The sequence below is a fragment of the Micromonospora sp. NPDC048898 genome, assembly GCF_043198035.1.
In the GTDB taxonomy this organism is placed as follows: domain Bacteria; phylum Actinomycetota; class Actinomycetes; order Mycobacteriales; family Micromonosporaceae; genus Micromonospora.
This window is the reverse complement of the sequence record NZ_JBICUF010000034.1, coordinates 1-19,542: the sequence shown is the minus strand read 5'-3', so window position 1 is coordinate 19,542 and position 19,542 is coordinate 1. Positions and strand designations below refer to the sequence as shown.

Here is a 19,542-nt window from a genome sequence, read left to right as displayed (position 1 = left end):
GTGCCGCGCAGCTGGTCGGGATCCAGGCCGGCGGACTCGAACAACTCCCAGGTGGTCTCCAGCAGCAGTCGCTGCTGCGGATCGGTCGCGAGAGCCTCCCGAGGGCTCATCCCGAAAAACCCCGCATCGAAATCCGCAGCGTCATACAAGAACGCACCCTGCTGGGCCGACGACTTCTCCAGCCACTGCGGCCCCCAGCCGCGATCCACCGGGAAGCCGCCCACCGCGTCGCGGCCCTCGGCCACCAGCTCCCAGAGCTTGGCCGGCGAATCGGCACCGCCCGGGTACCGGCACGCCATGCCCACCACGGCCACCGGCTCCTCGACGCCCGTCTCGAGGGTGACGATGCGCTGGCGGGCCTCGTTCAGCTCCGCGGTGACCCACTTGAGGTACTCGACGAGCTTCTCCTCATCGGACATGTGACGCTCCCTGCGCGGCCGGCGTGTTGGTCAGGGTCATGTCGGTGCGCCCGGAGTAGACCTGCATCCGCTCGATCAGCCCGTCGGCGCCGATGCTCAGCACGGCGATCAGGGACAGCCGCAACACCTGCCCCGGCGGCACCTGAGGCGGCCGGGTCGTGACCGTCATCGGCACGGCGACGTGCGTCCCGTCCAGGGTCGCAACCGGCGTGCCGGGGGTCTCGTGGGTGCCGGCGGCGACGAGCTCCGCGATGTGCGCGCGCAGTTCGGCCCGTCCGGTGAAGGCCGGGCGGCCGACCGGGTCGTCGACGCGGGCGCCGTCGGCGAAGAGCGCGACGACGCCCTCGACGTCGCGAGAGTTGATCCGCCGGCAGTATTCGAGCACGACGGCCTTGCGGGACATTTCGTCGGGCACGGGTGACTCCCTCGCGATGCGGCGGCCATCGCGACGGACTCACCCGTCGGTGGTCCCGCCGGTTTGTCGGATGCGGGCTCAGGCGGCGGCGAACAGGGATGGACCGAACGCCGTCATGGCGCGGTCCAGGCGCTCGTCGGCCACGAGGATGGCGCGCTGCAACTCCCGCAGGGCCCGGCACGGCTCCAGCCCGAGTTCCTCGCGCAGCAGGGTGCGGGCCTGCTGGTAGACGCGGAGGGCGTCGGCCTGCCGCTCGGATCGGCACAGGGCCAGCATCAGCTGGCGATAGAAGGCCTCACGCAGCGGGTGCTCGGCGGTCAGGGAATAGAGCCGCCCGACCAGCTCGCGGTGGGCGCCCAGGCTGAGCTGGGCGTCAACGAGCAGCTCGACGCACTCAAGCCGGGTCTCCCCGAGCCAGGTGGCGAACCCCTCGATCACCGGGCCGGCGCCGAGGTTGTCCAGGACCGGGCCGCGCCACAACGCCAGCGCCGATTCGAAGGCGCTCACCGCCTCGGTGGCCCGGCGGGCCTTGAGGTGGCCGCGCCCGGAGTGCAGGAGTGCCTGGAACAGGTGAACGTCGAACTCGTCGTCGTCCAGCTGCAGCAGGTAGCCCGGTGGCCGGGTGACGACCGGGCTGTCCGGCCGGCCGGGACGGGCGAGGAACTTCCGGATCTGTGAGATGTAGACGTGCACGCCCGCGGTGGCGCGGCGGGGCGACTCCTCACCCCAGATCTCGCCGATCGCATCGTCGATGGAGACGATCTGGCGGGATCGAACCAGGAGCAGGGCCAGCAGCACCTGCACCTTCCGCGCGCTGATGAAATGGCTGCCGCCGTCGTCGGTCACCCGCAGCGGTCCAAGAATCTCATATCTCATGAAGTCGTCCCGCCCCCGTGTTGAGTCTCTTCGATCCCCGGAAGCTATGAGAAGCGAGGTAGGGGTCGGAACCCCCGGCATCCCCTATGGACCATCGTAGGGGTGCTCGCGGACCCGGGTCAGGTGCCGTGTGGATCATGCGGATGCACAGGCCGGGATGCCCCGGCGAGGGTTCTGCGGGGGGTCCCCGCGAGGGCGGGGTGTGACGAATCCGGCTGGAGTGGAGCGATGCACGTACTCAGGGTTAAGACCCTCTTTAGCGGCCGCTCCTAGCTTGGCCCGCATCCGAGGACGGCCGCCGCCGGCATGTGGGTCGCGGCAGGTTGCCTGGGCGAGACGCCGAGGAGGAAAGCGTCGTGAAGGTCTCGACCCTGTGGCAGGACGCTCGCATGCTGGGGAACCTTTTCCTGGTACGGACGACGAACGACGCCACGAAGCGCACCGCACGCCTCTACGAGATGTATCCGCCGGACCGGTTGGTGGTGAAGGACACCAACTACTACAACCTCGGCTACTGGGGCCCGGGCTGCACCGAGCTGGACCATGCCGCCGAGGCGCTCGCCGACATGGTCGCCGACCGGGCCGCGCTGAAGCCGCAGGACACCGTGCTCGACGTCGGGTTCGGCTACGGCGACCAGGACTTCCACTGGGTGGAGACGCGCGGCCTGACCCGGATCATCGGGATCAACATCACCAAACTGCACATCAAGGTGGCGCGGGAGCGGGCCGCCGAGCGGGGACTGACCGACCGGGTCGACTTCCGGGAGGGATCGGCGACCGCCATTCCACTGCCGGACGCCAGCGTGGACAAGATCGTCGCGCTGGAGTCGGCGTTCCACTTCGACACCCGCGAGGACTTCTTCGCCGAGGCGTTCCGCGTGCTGCGCCCGGGGGGCCTGCTGGTCACCGCGGACATCCTGCCGATGGCCGGCGGCATACCGAAGGCGGACATCCGGTCCCACGCGATCAAGTGGATCCGGATCATGGTCGACGACGCGAACTGGTACCCGAGCGCCACGTACGGCACGAAGCTCGCGAAGGCCGGCTTCACCGACGTGAACGTCACGTCCATCCGCGACAACGTCTACGAGCAGTGGCGGCAGTACCACGTCCGCCGTGTGCAGGAGGAGTCGTTCAAGCGCCGCTCCAGCAGCCTGTTCTACAAGATGGTCGCCGTCGCCCACCGCGACCAGGACCTGCTGCAGCGCGAGCTGAAGTCGCTGGACTACGTGGTCGCCTCGGCCCAGAAGCCGGCTGACGACCGCCGGTGACTCCGACGATGGCGACCAACGAGGAGAAGCTCCGCGAGTACCTGCGGCTGGCCACCGCGGATCTGCAGGCCGGCCGGCAGCGGATCCGCGCGCTGGAGAGCCGGCTGCACGAGCCGATCGCGGTGGTGGGCGCGGCCTGCCGCTATCCCGGCGGCGCGGTCACCCCGGAGCTGCTGTGGAACGTGGCGGCCGGTGAACGGGACGCGGTCGGCGGTTTCCCCGGCGATCGTGGCTGGGACGTCGGCGCGCTGGTGGATCCGGACCCGGACCGGGCCGGCGCCACCTATGCCCGGGAGGGCGGCTTCCTGTACGACCTGCCCGCGTTCGACGCCGACTTCTTCGGGATCTCCCCGCGCGAGGCGACCGCCATGGACCCGCAGCAGCGGCTGCTGCTGGAGGTCGCGTGGGAGGCGCTGGAACGGGCCGGCATCCCGGCGGACCGCCTGCGCGGGACGGCGACCGGGGTGTTCGCCGGCGTCTCCGCACCGGACTACGGCCCCCGCCTGCACGAAGCGGCGGGTGGCGCCGAGGGGTACGTGCTGACCGGGAGCACGCCGAGCGTGGCGTCCGGCCGGATCGCCTACACCTTCGGTTTCGAGGGTCCCGCGCTGACCGTGGACACCGCCTGCTCCTCGTCGCTGGTCGCCGTGCACCTCGCTGCGCAGGCGCTGCGCAACCGCGAGTGCGACCTGTCGCTCGCCGGCGGCGCCACCGTGATGGCGACGCCCGGCATGTTCGTGGAGTTCTCGCGGCAGCGTGGCCTCGCAGCGGACGGACGGTGCAAGCCGTTCGCCGACGCGGCCGACGGCACCGGCTGGGCGGAGGGCGCCGGCCTGGTGGTGCTGGAACGGCTCTCCGACGCCCGGCGCCACGGTCACCGGGTGCTCGCCGTGATCCGCGGTTCCGCGGTCAACTCCGACGGCGCGTCCAACGGGCTCACCGCGCCGAACGGACCGTCGCAGCGACGGGTCATCGAGCAGGCGCTCGCCGCCGCCCGGCTCACCGCCGACGAGGTCGACGTGGTCGAGGCGCATGGCACCGGCACCACTCTCGGCGACCCCATCGAGGCGCAGGCGCTGCTCGACACGTACGGCGCGGCCCACACCGCCGAGCTGCCCCTGTGGCTCGGCTCGGTCAAGTCCAACATCGGCCACACCCAGGCGGCGGCGGGTGTCGCGGGACTCATCAAGATGACCGAGGCCGTACGGCACGGCACGCTGCCGGCCTCCCTGCACATCGACCGCCCGACGACGCACGTCGACTGGACGGCCGGCACCGTACGCCTGCTGGCCGACACCGTCCCCTGGCCCGCCACCGGGCGGCCACGCCGGGCTGCCGTCTCCGCCTTCGGGATCAGCGGCACCAACGCCCACCTGATCGTCGAGCAGCCGCCGGAGCCCGAGCCGGCGGAGACCGCCGACGACCCGGTGGACGACGCCGTGGACGGCCCGGCGCTGTGGCCGCTGTCCGCTCGCGGGCCGGTGGCGCTGCGGGCGCGGGCCCGTGACCTGCTCGACTGGCTGGCCGCGCACCCCGCCGCCGGGCCGGTCCGGGTGGGCCGGTCCCTGGCGACCACCCGGGCGGCGCTGCCCGACCGGGCCGTCGTGACCGGCGCCGGGCGGGCCGAGCTCGTCGCGGGCCTGCGGGCGCTGGCCGAGGACCGCCCGGACGACGCCGTCGTCCGGGGCACCGCGGCCGGCAATCCCCGGACGGTGTTCGTCTTTCCCGGTCAGGGGTCACAGTGGCCGCTGATGGCGGCGGACCTGTGGGCGGTGTCCCCGGTCTTCGCCGCCGCGATGGAACGCTGCACGGAGGCCTTGCTGCCGCATACCGGATGGTCGCTGCGGGAACGGCTCACGGCCTGCCCCGACGACCCGGGCTGGCAGCGCGACGACGTGGTGCAGCCGTTGCTGTTCGCCGTCATGGTGTCCCTGGCCGAGCTGTGGCGCTCGTACGGCGTCACCCCCGCCGCCGTCATCGGCCATTCCCAGGGCGAGGTGGCCGCAGCGGTGGTGGCCGGGGCGCTCTCGCTGGCCGACGGGGCCCGGGTGATCACGGTGCGCAGCCGCGCGGTCGGCGGCCTGGGTGACGACGGCCGCCTCGGCACGATCGCCCTGCCCGCCGCCGAGGTGCGGCGGCGGATCGAGGCCACGGGCGGGAACGTGGTGGTCGCGGCGGTCAACGGGCCGTCGACGACCGTGGTGGCCGGGACCCGCACGGCGGTCGAGGAGCTGCTGGCGGCCTGCTCCGCCGAGGGCCTGCGGTGCCGGATGCTGCCGGTCGCGTACGCGTCGCACTCCCCCGCCGTCGAGAGCATCCGCGACGAGGTGCTTGCCGGGCTGTCCGGGCTCGAGCCCCGGGAGCCGGCGGTGCCGTTCCATTCCACGGTCACCGGCCGCGACGGCGGGCCGGCCTTCGACGCCGTCTACTGGTACGACAACCTGCGGTCCGAGGTCGGCTTCGCGCCGGCCGCCGAGCGGCTCATCGCCGCCGGGCACACCGTCTTCCTGGAGGTCAGCCCGCACCCGGTGCTGACCTGGGACCTGCGCCAGCTGGCCGAGGCGGCCGGCGTGGACGCCCACGTGCTGGGCACGCTGCGCCGCGACGCAGACGGCCCGGCCACGTTCCGCACGGCGCTGGCCGAGTCGTACGTGGCCGGCGCCGACCCCGACTGGGCCACCGTCTTCCCGGGCCACGGCACCGTGGACCTGCCGACCTATCCGTTCCAGCGCCGCCGGTTCTGGCACACCGCCAAGTCCTGGCGGCACCGCCCGGCCGGCCCGGACGCGGACGGATGGGCGTACCGGGTGGCATGGCGTGAGCTGCCGGCGCCGGCAGCCGGCGGACCGGGCGGCCACTGGCTGCTGGTCGCCCCGGCCGGCAACAGCGAGGTGGAGCCCGCCCGGGCAGCCCTGTCCGGCGCCGGCGCTGAGGTGACCGTGCTGAGCGTGGTGCCGGGCGAGGAGGACCCGGCCTCGCTGGCCCGCTGCGTCACCGCGGCCGGCGCCACCACACCGCTCACCGGGGTGCTCTCCCTGCTCGGCCTGGAGGACGAGCCGCATCCGCGGCACCGGGCCACACCGGCCGCGGTCGCCGGCCTGCTCGGCCTGGTGCAGACGCTGGCCGACCGCGAGGTGGCGGTGCCGGTCTGGTCGGTGACCGCGAACGCGGTGCGGGTCGGCGCCGACGATCCGGCGCCCCGCCCGGCGGCCGCGCAGACCTGGGGGCTGGCCCGCGTGGTGGCCCTGGAACACCCGCGCCTGTGGGGCGGCCTGATCGATCTGCCCGACGGACTGCCCGGCCGGTGGGAGCGGGTTCCGCCGCTGCTCGCCCAGGCCGGGGACGAGGATCAGCTCGCGGTCCGCCCGGGCGGCCTCTTCGGACGCCGCCTGCGCCGCGCCGCACTGCCGGAGAGCGGGCCGGTCTGGTCCCCGCGCGGCACGGTGTTGATCACCGGCGGCAGCGGCGCCCTGGCCCCGCACCTGGCCCGGCGCATGGCGGCCGAGGGCGCCGGGCACATCGTGCTGCTGAGCCGCCGCGGCGCCCGGGCCCCGCGCTTCCCGGCCCTGGCCGCCGAGCTCGGTGAGCTCGGGGTGCCGGTCACCGGCGTCGCCTGCGACCTCACCGACCGGGAGTCCGTGCGCGCCGCGCTGGCCGGGATCGTCGCCGAGACGGGCCCGATCCGGGTGGTGCTGCACGCGGCGACCGACACCCGGCTGGCCGCGCTGGCCGGCACCTCGATCGACGCGGTCGCGTCGGTGGCGGCCGCGAAGGTGCTGGGCGCCGATCACCTGACCGAGCTGATCGACTGGTCCGAGCTGGACGCCATGGTCTTCTTCTCGTCCATCGCCGGGGTGTGGGGCAGCGGCGACCACGGTGCGTACGCGGCGGCGAACGCCCACCTGGACGCGCTGGCCGAGCGCGAGCGGGCCGCGGGCCGGCCGGTCACGTCGATCGCCTGGGGGGTGTGGGGCACCGGCGACCTGCCGGACGAGCTCGACCCGGAGGCGGTCCGGGCGCAGGGCCTGCCGCTGATCGATCCGTCGACCGCACTGACCGCGATGGCCCGGGTGATCGCCGGCGGCACCGCCGGCATCTGCCTGGCCGACGTGCGCTGGCCGACCTTCCTGCCACTGTTCGAGTCGGCGCGGCGACGCCCGCTGCTCGCCGAGCTCCGGGCGGAGGGCGAGGACGCGGCGGAGCCGGCCGACGACGTCGCCGGCCGACGGCTCGCCGACCGGATGCGTTCCGTGCCCGCCCCGGTCCGCCGGCGCGAGCTGCTCGACCTGGTGCGGCTGCAGGCCGCCGCGGTGCTCGGCCACGACTCGCCGGACCCGGCGGCGACCGGCCGGTCGTTCCGGGAGATGGGCTTCGACTCGCTCACCGCGGTGCAGCTGCGCAACCGGCTGCGGGACGCGTCCGGGCTGGCCCTGCCCGTCACGCTGATCTTCGACCATCCCACTCCGGACGCGCTGGCCGGCTTCCTCAGCGAGGAGCTCGGGCCGGTCGTTCCGTCGGCCGACGCCGTGCTGGCCCAGCTGGAGGAGGCGTTGCGGGCGGCGCCGCCCGAGAGCCGGGCCGCGCTCGCCGCCCGGCTGCGGACGCTCGCGGCCGAGCACACCGGCCGGCCCGACCCCGGCGACGACCTGCTCGCGGTGGCCGACGAGGACCTGTTCCAGCTGATCGACCAGGAGTTCGGAACCAACTGACCACCTGGTCACGTACCGGAAGGGGCTGTCGCCGCCATGTCCGACGAGGCCAAGCTGCGCGAGTATCTGCGTCGGGTCACCGCCGACCTGCGTACCGCCCACCGCCGTCTGCGGGAGGTGGAGAGCTCGGAGCGCGAGCCCGTCGCGGTCGTCGCGATGGCGTGCCGCTACCCGGGCGGTGTGTCCACACCGGACGCGCTGTGGCAGGTGCTGACCGACGGGGTGGACGCGGTGTCGCCCATGCCGCACAACCGCGACTGGCACCTCGACGACCACTTCCACCCGGACCCCTCGCACCCGGGCACGTCGTACACCCGGCAGGGCGGCTTCCTGGCCGACGTGGTCGGCTTCGACCCGGCGTTCTTCGGCATCTCCCCGCGCGAGGCGCTGGCCATGGACCCGCAGCAGCGGCTGCTGCTCGAGCTGGCCTGGGAGAGCCTGGAGCGGGCCGGCATCGACGCGGCCACGCTGCGGGGTGGCCGATCCGGGGTGTTCGTCGGCTCCAACCCCACCGAGTACGGCGGCGCGCTGGCCGGCGCCCCGCCCGCGGTGGCCGGTCACCTGCTCACCGGCACGGTCAGCAGCGTGCTGTCCGGGCGGCTGGCGTACACGCTGGGATGGCAGGGCCCGGCCGTGTCCGTGGACACCGCCTGCTCGACCTCGCTGGTGGCGGTGCACCTGGCGCTGCAGTCGCTGCGCCGGGGCGAGTGCACGATGGCGCTGGCCGGCGGGGCCACGGTGCTCTCCACCCCCGGCCCGTTCACCGAGATGAGCCGCCAGCGGGTGCTCGCGCCGGACGGCCGGTGCAAGGCGTTCGGCGCGGCGGCCGACGGCATGGGCATGGCCGAGGGCGCCGGACTGGTGCTGCTGGAACCGTTGTCGCTGGCGCTCGACCACGGCCACCCGGTGCTGGCGGTGATCCGCGGCTCGGCGATCAACTCCGACGGCGCCTCCAACGGGCTGACCGCCCCGAACCGCTACTCCCAGCAGCGGGTCATCCAGGACGCGCTGCGCGACGCGTCGCTGACCCCCGCCGACATCGACCTGATCGAGGCGCACGGCACCGGCACCGCGCTCGGTGACCCCATCGAGGGACAGGCGCTGCAGGCGACCTACGGTGCGGGACGGGCGCCGGACCGGCCCCTGTACCTGGGTTCGCTGAAGTCGAACATCGGGCACACCCAGGCCGCGGCCGGAGTGGGTGGCCTGATCAAGCTGGTCCTGGCGATGGGGCACGCCACCATGCCGCGCACCCTGCACGCCGACGCACCCACACCGCACGTGGACTGGGACGCGGCGCCGGTCCACCTGCTCACGCAGGCGCGGCCGTGGAGCGGCGACCGGCCCCGGCGCGCCGCCGTCTCCGCGTTCGGGATCAGCGGCACCAACGCGCACGTGATCGTCGAGGAGGCGCCGCCGCGGGAGGCCGCGCCGGAGACCGCCGAACCCGGCCTGCCGTGGCTGGTCTCCGGGGCCGGCGTGGACGGCCTGCGGGCACAGGCGGCCCAGCTCGCCGGCCAGGTCGCCACCGAGCCCGATCTGCCGGACGCCACGGTGGCCCGTACCCTGGCCGCCGGCCGGACCGCGCTCGGCGACCGGGCGGCCGTCCTCGGGGCCTCCCGGGAGGAGCGGCTCGCCGGCCTCAGCGCGCTGGCCGCCGGCCGTCCGGACCCGTTGGTGGTCACCGGCGCCGTGACGGTGGCCGGCACGGCGTTCCTCTTCTCCGGTCAGGGCAGCCAGCGCCCCGGGATGGGCGCCGGCCTCTACCAGCGGTTCCCGGTGTTCGCGGCGGCGCTCGACGAGGTGTGCGACGCGTTCCGCGGCCACCTGGACCGGCCGCTGCGCGACGTCATGTTCGCGGCGCCCGGCAGTGCCGGCAGCGACCTGCTGCACCGCACCGGATACACCCAGCCCGCACTGTTCGCCCTGCACGTGGCGCTGCACCGGTTCGTCACCGGGCTGGGCCTCCGCCCGGACCACCTGATCGGCCACTCCATCGGCGAGCTCTCCGCCGCGCACGTGGCCGGCGTCCTCGATCTCGCCGACGCGTGCACGCTGGTCGCCGCGCGGGCCCGGCTGATGGACGCCCTGCCCGCCGGGCAGGGCGGCATGGTCGCGATCGAGGCGACGCCGGCCGAGCTCGCGGACGCGCTGGCCGCCGAGCCCGAGGTGGCGCTGGCCGCGCACAACGCTCCGCGGTCGGTCGTGGTCGCCGGGCCGGTCGCCACGCTCCAGCGGATCGCCACGATCTGGAACCACCGGGGCCGCCGGTCGCGGCAGCTCACCGTGAGCCACGCCTTCCACTCCCCGCTGATGGCCGCCATCCTGGACGACTTCCATGCCGTCGCGGCCACGCTGACGTACCGGGCGCCGGAGCTGCCGGTGGTGTCCAACCTGACCGGTCGCGTGGTCACCGGCGAGCTGACCGATCCCCGGCACTGGACCGAGCACATCCGCGAGCCGGTGCTGTTCCACGACGGCATCGCCGCCCTCGCCGGGCAGACCGGCACCTTCGTGGAGCTGGGGCCGGATGCCACGCTCACCGCGATGGCCACGGCCACCCTCGACGAGCGCGAGGACGCGCTGCCCGGCCGGGTGCTCGTCCCCCTGCTGCGCCGGGACCGGCCGGAACCGCCCGTGCTGCTGCGGGCGCTGGCCACGGCGCACGCGCACGGCGCGACGCTGGACTGGCGGGCCCTGGCCGGACCGGGCCCGCACGCCGCCCTTCCCACCTACGCGTTTCAGCGCCGGCCGTACTGGCTGGCGGCCGGCCGGTCCGGCGGCGGGGACGAGCACCCGCTGCTGGACGAGCCGGTGGAGGTGGCCGGACGGGACGGCGGCGAGGTGCTGCGGTCCGGGCGGGTGGCCCGGACCCGCCCGGCCTGGGCCGCGGACCACCGCATCGGCGACCGTGTGCTGCTGCCGGGCACGGCGTACGCCGACATCGTGCTGGACACCGCCGCCCGGCTGGACGCCACCGGGGTCGACGATCTGACCCTGCACACGCCGCTGGCGCTGCCCGAGACCGGCGCCGTCCAGCTCCAGCTCGGCTGCGCCCCGGCTGACGAACACGGACGCCGGTCGTTCACCGTCCACGCGCGCCCGGCCGACGGGACGGAGGGCTGGACCCTGCACGCGAGCGGCGCCCTGCGCACGACCCCACCGACCGAGCCCCCGGTCTCGTGGTCCGCCGGGCAGTGGCCGCCGCCGGGCGCCGAACCGGTCGCCGTCGACGGTCTCTACGACCGGCTCGCCGAGCGGGGCCTGGGCTACGGCCCCGCCTTCCGCGGTCTGCGCGCGGCGTGGCGCGACGGCGAGCACCTGTACGCCGAGCTCACCGTCCCGGACGAGGTCATCGGGCACCGGGTCCACCCGGCGGTGCTGGACGCCGCCCTGCACCTGGCGCTGCTCGCCGGCGCCGGCGACGACCCGCTGCGCCTGCCGTTCCACTTCGCCGATCTCCGCAGCCCACGGCCCGCGCCGAGCGTGATCCGCGCCCGGGTCACCCTGCTCCGCGAGGACACGGTCGCGGTGGCCGTGACCGACACCGCCGGGGAGCCGGTGCTGACGATCGGCGAGCTGATGCTGCGCGAGCCCGGCCCGGCCGGCCAGGCCGACCCGGTGCACGAGCTGACCTGGACGCCGGCCGCCCTGCCGCCCGCCGCCGCCCGCACCGTGGTGGAGGCGGGCGCGGCGGAGGCCGTCGCCTCGGCCGGGCCGGGCGCCGACGTGGTGCTGGTCCGCGTGTCCGCCCAAGCCGGCGACGACGTGCCGGCGCAGGTCCGCGCCTCGGCCCGGGAGGTCCTCGCGCTGATCCACAGTTGGCTGGCGGCGGACGTGCCGGTCCGGATCCGGCTGGCGCTGGCGACCACCGCGGCCGAGACCAGCCCGGCGGACGCGGCGGTCTGGGGACTCGTCCGCTCCGCGCAGTCCGAGCACCCCGGCCGGTTCGTGCTGGTCGACAGCGACGGCGCCGCGGCCTCCGAGCACCTGCTGCCGTACGCCCTGTCCAGCGGGGAGCCGCAGCTCGCCGTACGCGACGGCGCGGTGCTGGTGCCGCGTGTCGTCCGCCGCTCCCCCGCGCCCGGCGCCGTGACCCCGGATGTCAGCGGCACGGTGGTGATCACCGGGGCCGGCGGCGCGCTCGGCGCCGCCGTGGCGGGGCATCTGGCGGAGCGGCACGGCGCCCGCGAGTTCCTGCTCCTGAGCCGGCGGGGCGACGACGACCCGGGGATCGCCGCCGTGGAAGCCACCCTGGCCGGGCACGGCGCGCGCACCACCGTCGTGGCGTGCGACGTCGCCGACCCCGACGCCACCGCGGCCGCACTGGCCCGGGCGCCGCGACCGATCTCGGCGGTCGTGCACGCGGCCGGCGTGGTGGCCGACGCCACGGTCGCCGCGCTCACCGACGAGGCCCTGGAGGAGGTGCTGCGGCCGAAGGTCGACGGCGCCTGGAACCTGCACCGGCTCACCGCGCACCACCCGGTCGGCACCTTCGTGCTGTTCTCCTCGGTGGCCGGGGTCGCGGGCAACCCGGGGCAGGCCAACTACGCCGCGGCCAACGCCGCCCTGGATGCCCTGGCCCGCTCGCGCGCCGCCGCCGGGCAGCCAGCCACCTCCGTGGCCTGGGGGCTGTGGGAGGACGGCATGGCCGCGCGTCTCGGCGAGGCCGCGTTCGCCCGGATCGTGCGCGCCGGTCTGGTGCCGATGCCCGCCGGGCGGGCCCTGGCTCTGCTGGACGCGGCCGCCGGCGCCGGCGCGGCGCCGATCGCCGCGCTGTTCGACCAGGCCGCGCTGCGCGAGCAGGCCGGCGCCGGGACACTGCCGGCCGTGCTGCGCGGGCTGGTCCCCGACGCCCGGCCGGTCGCGACGCCGGACCGGGCCGCGACGCCGGGCCGGCTGACCGGACGGGACCGCGCCGAGCAGGAGCGCGGCCTGCTGGATCTGGTCCGCCGGACCGCCGCCGAGGTGCTGGGCCTGCGCGATCCGGGCGGCATCACGGCGCAGGCGGCGTTCCGCGATCTGGGCTTCGACTCGCTGACCGCGGTGGAGCTGAGGAACCAGCTCAGCGTGGCCACCGGGCGGCGGTTCCCGGCGGCGGTCGTCTTCGACCACCCGACACCCGGGTCGCTGGCCGCGTACCTGTGGACCGAGCTGGCCGGCGAGGAGCCTGCCGTGGCCACGGTCAGTCCGGTCCCGGCCGTCGCGGTGGACGACGACCCGATCGTGGTGGTCGGCACGGCCTGCCGCTATCCCGGCGGAGTCCGCGCCCCGGAGCAGCTGTGGGAGATGGTCCTCGCGGGACGCGACGGGGTCGGCGGCTTCCCGGACAACCGCGGCTGGGACGTCGACGCGCTGTTCGACCCGGATCCGGACCGGCCCGGGCACACGTACACCCGATCCGGTGGGTTCCTGCTCGACGCGGACCGTTTCGACCCCGACTTCTTCGGCGTCTCGCCGCGGGAGGGCGCGGCGATGGACCCGCAGCAGCGGCTGCTGCTGGAAGTGGCGTGGGAGACGCTGGAACGGGCCGGGATCCCCGCGGAGCGGCTGCGCGGGTCGGCGACCGGGGTCTTCACCGGCATCATGTACAGCGACTACGGCGGCCGGCTGCTGATGCGCACGACGCCCGAGTTCGAGGGTTACGTCGGCAACGGCAGCGCGCCCAGCGTCGCGTCCGGGCGGATCGCCTACACGTTCGGCTTCGAGGGCCCGGCGCTCACCATCGACACCGCGTGCTCGTCGTCGCTGGTCGCCGTCCACCTTGCCGCCCAGGCCCTGCGCAACCGCGAATGCGACCTCGCGCTGGCGGGCGGCGCCACGGTGATGGCCACGCCCGCGGTCTTCGTCGAGTTCTCCCGGCAGCGCGGCCTGGCGGCCGACGGGCGGTGCAAGCCGTTCGCCGACGCCGCGGACGGCACCGGCTGGGGCGAGGGGGTGGGGCTGGTGCTGCTGGAGCGCCTGTCCGACGCCCGCCGCCACGGGCACCAGGTCCTGGCCGTGGTCCGCGGCTCGGCGGTCAACTCCGACGGCGCCTCCAACGGGCTGACCGCCCCGAACGGCCCGTCCCAGCAGCGCGTCATCCGCCAGGCGCTGGCCAACGCGCGGGTCGCCGCCGGCGAGGTCGACGTGGTGGAGGCCCACGGCACCGGCACCATGCTCGGCGACCCCATCGAGGCGCAGGCGCTGCTGGACACCTACGGCGCCGCCCACACCGGCGAGCACCCGGTCTGGCTGGGCGCGGTCAAGTCCAACATCGGGCACACCCAGGCCGCCGCGGGCGTCGCCGGCATCATCAAGATGATCGAGGCGATGCGGCACGGCGTGATCCCCGCATCCCTGCACATCGACCGGCCCACCCGCCACGTCGACTGGGCGGACAGCGGCGTCCGGCTGCTCGACGGCGCCGTCCCGTGGCCGGACACCGGCCGGCCGCGCCGCGCCGCCGTGTCCGCCTTCGGGATCAGCGGCACCAACGCCCACCTCATCCTCGAGCAGCCGCCGGTGGTCACCGAGGACGCCGAGCCGGGCGGCGATCCCGCCGACGAGCCGGCCGTACCGGTGGCGTTGACCCTGTCGGCGGTCGGCGCACCGGGGCTGGCCGCGCAGGCCGGACGGCTCGCCGAGCATCTGCGGGAACGGCCGCACCTGGCCCCGGCCGACGTGGCCTGGTCGCTGCGGCAGACCCGCAGCCGGCTCGGCGACCGGGCCGCCGTGATCGGACGATCCCGGGACGACCTGCTCGCTGGGCTGGACGCCGTGGCCGCCGGGGCCCCGTCCGCCGCGGTGATCCGCTCGGGCGCCGAGCCCGCCACCGGCGGCGTCACGTTCCTGTTCTCGGGTCAGGGCAGCCAGCGCCCCGGCATGGGCGCCGGCCTCTACCAGGCCGTACCCGCCTTCGCCACGGCCCTCGACGAGGTCTGCGACGCCTTCGCCCCCCACCTCGACCGGCCGCTGCGCGAGCTCATGTTCGACGCGCCCGCCGAGGTCCTGGCCGAGACCCGCTACACCCAGCCCGCCCTGTTCGCGTTGCAGATCGCGCTGTTCCGGCTCTACACCACCCTCGGTGTGCGGCCGGCCCGGCTGGTCGGGCACTCGATCGGTGAGCTCTCCGCGGCCCACGCGGCGGGGGTGTTCGACCTCGCCGGCGCGGCCCGCCTCGTGGCCGCCCGGGGCCGGCTGATGCAGGGGATGCCGCCCGGCGCCATGGCGGCGGTCGACGCCGGCCCGGACGATGTCGATGAACTGCTGGCGGAGGTGCGGTACGACCTCGCCGCGGTCAACGGGCCCGCCGCCACCGTGATCAGCGGGGACCCCGACGAGATCCGGGCCGCCGTGACCGTGCTGAAGCAGGCCGGGCACCGGGTGAAGCTGCTCGACGTCCGGCACGCGTTCCACAGTGCACACACCGAGGCGCTGGCCGGCGACCTCACCGCGGTCGCCGCCGGCATCGAGGCGCGGCCGGCCCGGATCCCGATCCACTCCAACCTGACCGGCGAGCCGGTCACCGACTTCGCCCACCCCGGATACTGGGCCCGGCAGCTCCGCGGCGCCGTCCGTTTCGGCGACGGCGTCGCGGCGGCCGCGCCGGACACGGCGGTCTTCGTGGAGCTCGGCCCGGACGCCACGCTGACCGGCATGACAGCCGCCAGCCCGGCCGTCGCGGTGCCGAGCCTGCGCCGGGACCGGCCGGAGGAGGAGACGCTGGTCCGGGCGCTCGCCACGCTGGACACCCACGGGTCCGGCGCCGACCGGCCGTTGCCGCTGAGCCGGGGCGCGACCGTCGACCTGCCCACGTACGCGTTCCAGCGGCGACGGCTCTGGATCGACCCGGTCGAGCCCACCGGCCCGGCCCCCGGGGACGCCCTGCCCCGCTTCCGGGTCAGCTGGGGCGAACTGCCGGCGCCGGCCGCCGCGTACGACGGATCGTGGCTCGTCCTGGCCCCGGACCACGGCGCCGACGGGTGGCCGGCGGCGATCGCCGGGGCGCTCAGCGACGCCGAGGTGCGCACGGTCGACGCCACCACGGTCCGGCCCGGCGACCTCGCGGCGATGCTCACCGGGCGCACGGTCCGGGTGGTCTCGCTGCTCGCCCTCGACCCCCGGCCCCGGGCCGGGCACCCCGGCCTGCCCGCCGGGTACGCGGCGACGGCGGCGCTGGTGCGGGCGCTGACCGGCGCCGAGCCGGGCGTCGCGGCGTACGCGCTCACCGCCCAGGCCGTCCGGGCCGTGCCGGACGATCTGGTCACGGCCCCGCTGCAGGGACTGGTGCACGGGCTGGGCCGGGTCGCGGCGCTGGAGCACCCCGACCGCTGGCTCGGCCTGGTGGATCTACCCGCGACGCCGGACCGGACCAGCGTGGCCACGCTCGCGCGGACGCTGGCCGGCACCGGACCGGAGGACCAGCTCGCCGTACGCGGCGACACCCTGCTCGGCCGCCGCCTGCGCCCGGCGCCGTCCGGGTCCCCGGCTGGCCGGGCGGCCTGGCCGCCGCCCGGCGCCGTGCTGATCACCGGCGGCACCGGCGGCCTCGGCGCGCACACCGCCCGCTGGCTCGCCGCCCACGGAGCCGCCCGGCTGATCCTCGTCAGCCGGCGCGGCGCGGCCGCCCCGGGCGCCGAGACGCTGCGGGAGGAGCTGACCACGGCCGGCGCGGAGGTGACCCTCGCGGCGTGCGACGTGGCCGACCGCGAGCAGGTGGCGGCGCTGCTGGCCACCCTGCCCGGCGACGAGCCGCTGAGTGTCGTGCACACCGCCGGGTTGTCGGAGGACCGGGACCTGACGGACCTCGACGACGATCACCTCGCCCGGATGGCCGGGGCCAAGGTGTCCGGCGCCGTCCACCTGCACGAGCTGACCCGCGACCGCACCGTCCCGGCCTTCGTCCTGTTCTCGTCCACGGCCGGCACCTGGGGCAGCGGCGGTCAGGGCGCGTATGCGGCCGGCAACGCCGCACTGGACGCGCTCGCGGAGCACCGCCGCTCGCTCGGCCTCGCCGCGACCGCGATCGCGTGGGGGGCGTGGGCCGGTGAGGGCATGGCCGCCGATCCGGCGACGGCCCGGCGGCTGCGGCGGCGCGGGATCTCCGGCATGCCGCCGGCCGCGGCGGTGGGCGCGCTGGCCGACGCGGTACGCCGTGACGACCGCACCGTGACGGTCGCGGCGGTCGACTGGTCCACGTTCCTGCCCGCCTTCACCTCGCGCCGGCCCAGCCCGCTCCTGTCCGACCTGGACGAGGCCGGGCCGGCCGCACCGGCCGACGGGGACTCCGGCGAGCTGAGCCGCAAGCTCGCGGCGCTGCCCGCCGACGCCCGCGACGAGGCCGTGAACGAGCTGGTGCGTGGCGAAGTGGCGGCGGTGCTCGGCCTGCGGGCGGCCGGCGAGGTGCGGTCCGGGCTGGCGTTCATCGATCTGGGCTTCGACTCGCTCACCGCGGTGGAGCTGCGCAACCGGCTCACCGCGCGGCTCGGGATCGCCCTGCCGACGACTGCGGTGTTCGACCATCCGAGCCCGCGGGCGCTGGCCGCGTACGTGGGTGGCGAGCTGACCGGGGCCGGCGTCGCCGCCGGGACGACGGCGGTGGCGCAGCTCGACGGGATCGACGCGGCGCTGACGGCCGGCGATCTCGCCGAGCCGGAACAGCGCCGGGTGGTCAGCCGGATGCGTGCGCTGCTGGCCAAGTGGGGAGACGGCCGGCGGGACGAGCCCGACGACCACGAGCAGCTGGAGTCCGCCTCCGTGGACGACCTCCTCGACATCATCCAGACCGAGTTCCGCCAGTCCTGAGGGGCCCGCCGATGACTTCCGACAAAATTCTCGAGAACCTGAAGTGGGTCACCGCGGAGCTGCGGCAGACGCGCCGACGGCTCAGCGACGCGGAGGACCGGCCGCACGAGCCGATCGCGGTGGTGGCGACGGCGTGCCGGTATCCGGGCGGGGTGCGCACGCCGGAGGACCTGTGGCGGCTGGTGGAGGAGGCCCGGGACGGGACGGGCGAGTTCCCCGATGACCGGAACTGGGATCCCGACCTGTTCCATCCGGATCCCGCGGCGGGCGGCAAGTCCTACACCCGAGTCGGCGCGTTCCTCGACGACATCGCCGGTTTCGACGCGGAGCTCTTCGGCATCAGCCCGCGCGAGGCCACCGCCACCGATCCGCAGCAGCGGTTGCTGCTGGAGACGACGTGGGAGTTGTTCGAGCGGGCCGGCCTGGACCCCACCGGGGTCAAGGGCAGCAACACCGGGGTGTACGCGGGTCTGAACGCCCAGGACTACCTGCTGCGCCTGTACGGGCTCACCGACGAACTGGAGAGTTACGCGGCCACCGGCAGCGCGGCGAGCGTGGCCTCGGGCCGCATCGCCTACGTGTTCGGTCTCGAGGGTCCGGCGCTCACCGTCGACACCGCGTGCTCGTCGTCGCTGGTGTCGATGCATCTGGCCGTGCAGGCGCTGCGCAACGGCGAGTGCGAGATGGCGGTGGCCGGGGGCGCGACGGTGATGACCAGCCCGTCGGCGTTCACGGTGTTCTCGCGGCAGCGGGGTCTGGCGGTCGACGGCCGGTGCAAGCCGTTCGCGGACGCGGCCGACGGCACCGGCTGGGGCGAAGGTGTCGGCCTGGTCCTGCTCGAACGACTCTCCGACGCCCAACGCCACGGCCACCAGATCCTCGCCGTCATCCGCGGCTCAGCGATCAACCAGGACGGCGCCTCCAACGGCCTGACCGCCCCGAACGGCCCGTCGCAGCAGCGGGTGATCGAACAGGCCCTGGCCAACGCGAAGTTGTCCGCCGCCCAGGTCGACGTGGTCGAGGCGCACGGCACTGGCACCACCCTGGGCGACCCGATCGAAGCCCAGGCCCTGCTCGCCACCTACGGCGTCGCACACACTCAGGACCAGCCGTTGTGGCTCGGGTCGATCAAGTCGAACATCGGTCACACCCAGGCCGCGGCCGGTGTTGCCGGCGTCATCAAGATGATCGAGGCGATGCGCCACGGCGTCCTGCCCGCCACCCTGCACATCGACCAGCCGTCACGCCACGTCGACTGGACCACCGGAGCGGTTCACCTGCTCACCGACAACACCCCCTGGCCCGACACCGGCCAGCCCCGCCGCGCAGCGGTGTCCTCCTTCGGCATGAGCGGCACCAACGCCCACCTCATCCTCGAACAAGCCCCCCAACCCACCGAACCAACCACCGAACCGCTACCGCCCGGACCGCTCGCACTATCGGCCCACACCCCGGCCGCCCTACGCGACCAAGCCGCCCGACTGGCCGACTACCTGCAAGACCGCACCGACCTCGGTGACATCGCCGCCGCCCTCAACCACCAACGCGCCCTACTCCACCACCGAGCCGTCATCACCGCCAACCACACCGACGCCCTGACCGCCCTCGCCACCGACCAACCCCACCCCGACCTGATCACCAACACCGGACCCACCCTCGCCGGCGGAAAAACCGTCTTCGTATTCCCCGGCCAAGGCTCCCAATGGGCCGGCATGGGACTCCACCTCGCCAACACCGACCCCGTCTTCGCCACCCACCTCGACGCCTGCGCCGACGCCCTCAACATGAACCTCCGCACCATCCTCGCCGACCCCGACCAACTCACCCACGTCGACATCGTCCAACCCGCCCTCTTCGCGATCATGGTCAGCCTCGCCCGCTGGTGGCAACACCACGGCATCACCCCCCACGCCGTCATCGGCCACTCCCAAGGCGAAATCGCCGCCGCCCACATCGCCGGAGCACTCAGCCTGCACGACGCCGCCCACATCGTCACCCGCCGCGCCCACGCCATCACCACCCTCGCCGGCACCGGAACCATGGCCTCCATCCCCCTACCAGCCACC

The 19,542-nt window shown here is 75.2% G+C and carries 7 protein-coding genes; 4 read left to right on the top strand and 3 right to left on the bottom strand.

What is annotated here, in order from left to right; all coding sequences use genetic code 11:
* From ACGFIQ_RS35895 to ACGFIQ_RS35885, 3 genes are all read right to left on the bottom strand, one after another.
* Positions 1-419: beta-ketoacyl synthase N-terminal-like domain-containing protein (locus ACGFIQ_RS35895; protein WP_393250736.1), on the bottom strand; the 419-nt coding region annotated here is incomplete at its 3' end.
* Entirely contained in the window at positions 409-834 is a 426-nt protein-coding gene (locus ACGFIQ_RS35890) for a nuclear transport factor 2 family protein (protein ID WP_393250734.1), read from the bottom strand. The genes ACGFIQ_RS35895 and ACGFIQ_RS35890, both read right to left, overlap by 11 nt.
* A gap of 78 nt (positions 835-912) precedes the next feature.
* A complete protein-coding gene (locus ACGFIQ_RS35885; protein WP_393250732.1) occupies positions 913-1,710 on the bottom strand; it encodes a BTAD domain-containing putative transcriptional regulator in 798 nt (265 codons plus the stop codon).
* Positions 1,711-2,099: 389 nt separating this feature from the next.
* Between ACGFIQ_RS35885 and ACGFIQ_RS35880 the strand changes: the two genes are divergently transcribed.
* The 4 genes from ACGFIQ_RS35880 to ACGFIQ_RS35865 all read left to right on the top strand — a co-directional run.
* Positions 2,100-2,981, top strand: a complete 882-nt coding sequence (locus ACGFIQ_RS35880; RefSeq protein ID WP_393250730.1) for a methyltransferase domain-containing protein — start codon at positions 2,100-2,102, stop codon at positions 2,979-2,981.
* A gap of 8 nt (positions 2,982-2,989) precedes the next feature.
* Positions 2,990-7,690: an SDR family NAD(P)-dependent oxidoreductase gene (locus ACGFIQ_RS35875; protein WP_393250738.1), complete on the top strand. Its 4,701-nt coding sequence runs from the start codon at positions 2,990-2,992 to the stop codon at positions 7,688-7,690.
* A 36-nt stretch (positions 7,691-7,726) separates the two neighbouring features.
* On the top strand, positions 7,727-17,476 hold the full coding sequence (locus ACGFIQ_RS35870; protein WP_393250728.1) for an SDR family NAD(P)-dependent oxidoreductase: 9,750 nt from the start codon (positions 7,727-7,729) through the stop codon (positions 17,474-17,476).
* Positions 17,371-19,542 (top strand): type I polyketide synthase (locus ACGFIQ_RS35865; protein WP_393250726.1); only part of this gene is annotated, 2,172 nt, incomplete at its 3' end. The genes ACGFIQ_RS35870 and ACGFIQ_RS35865, both read left to right, overlap by 106 nt.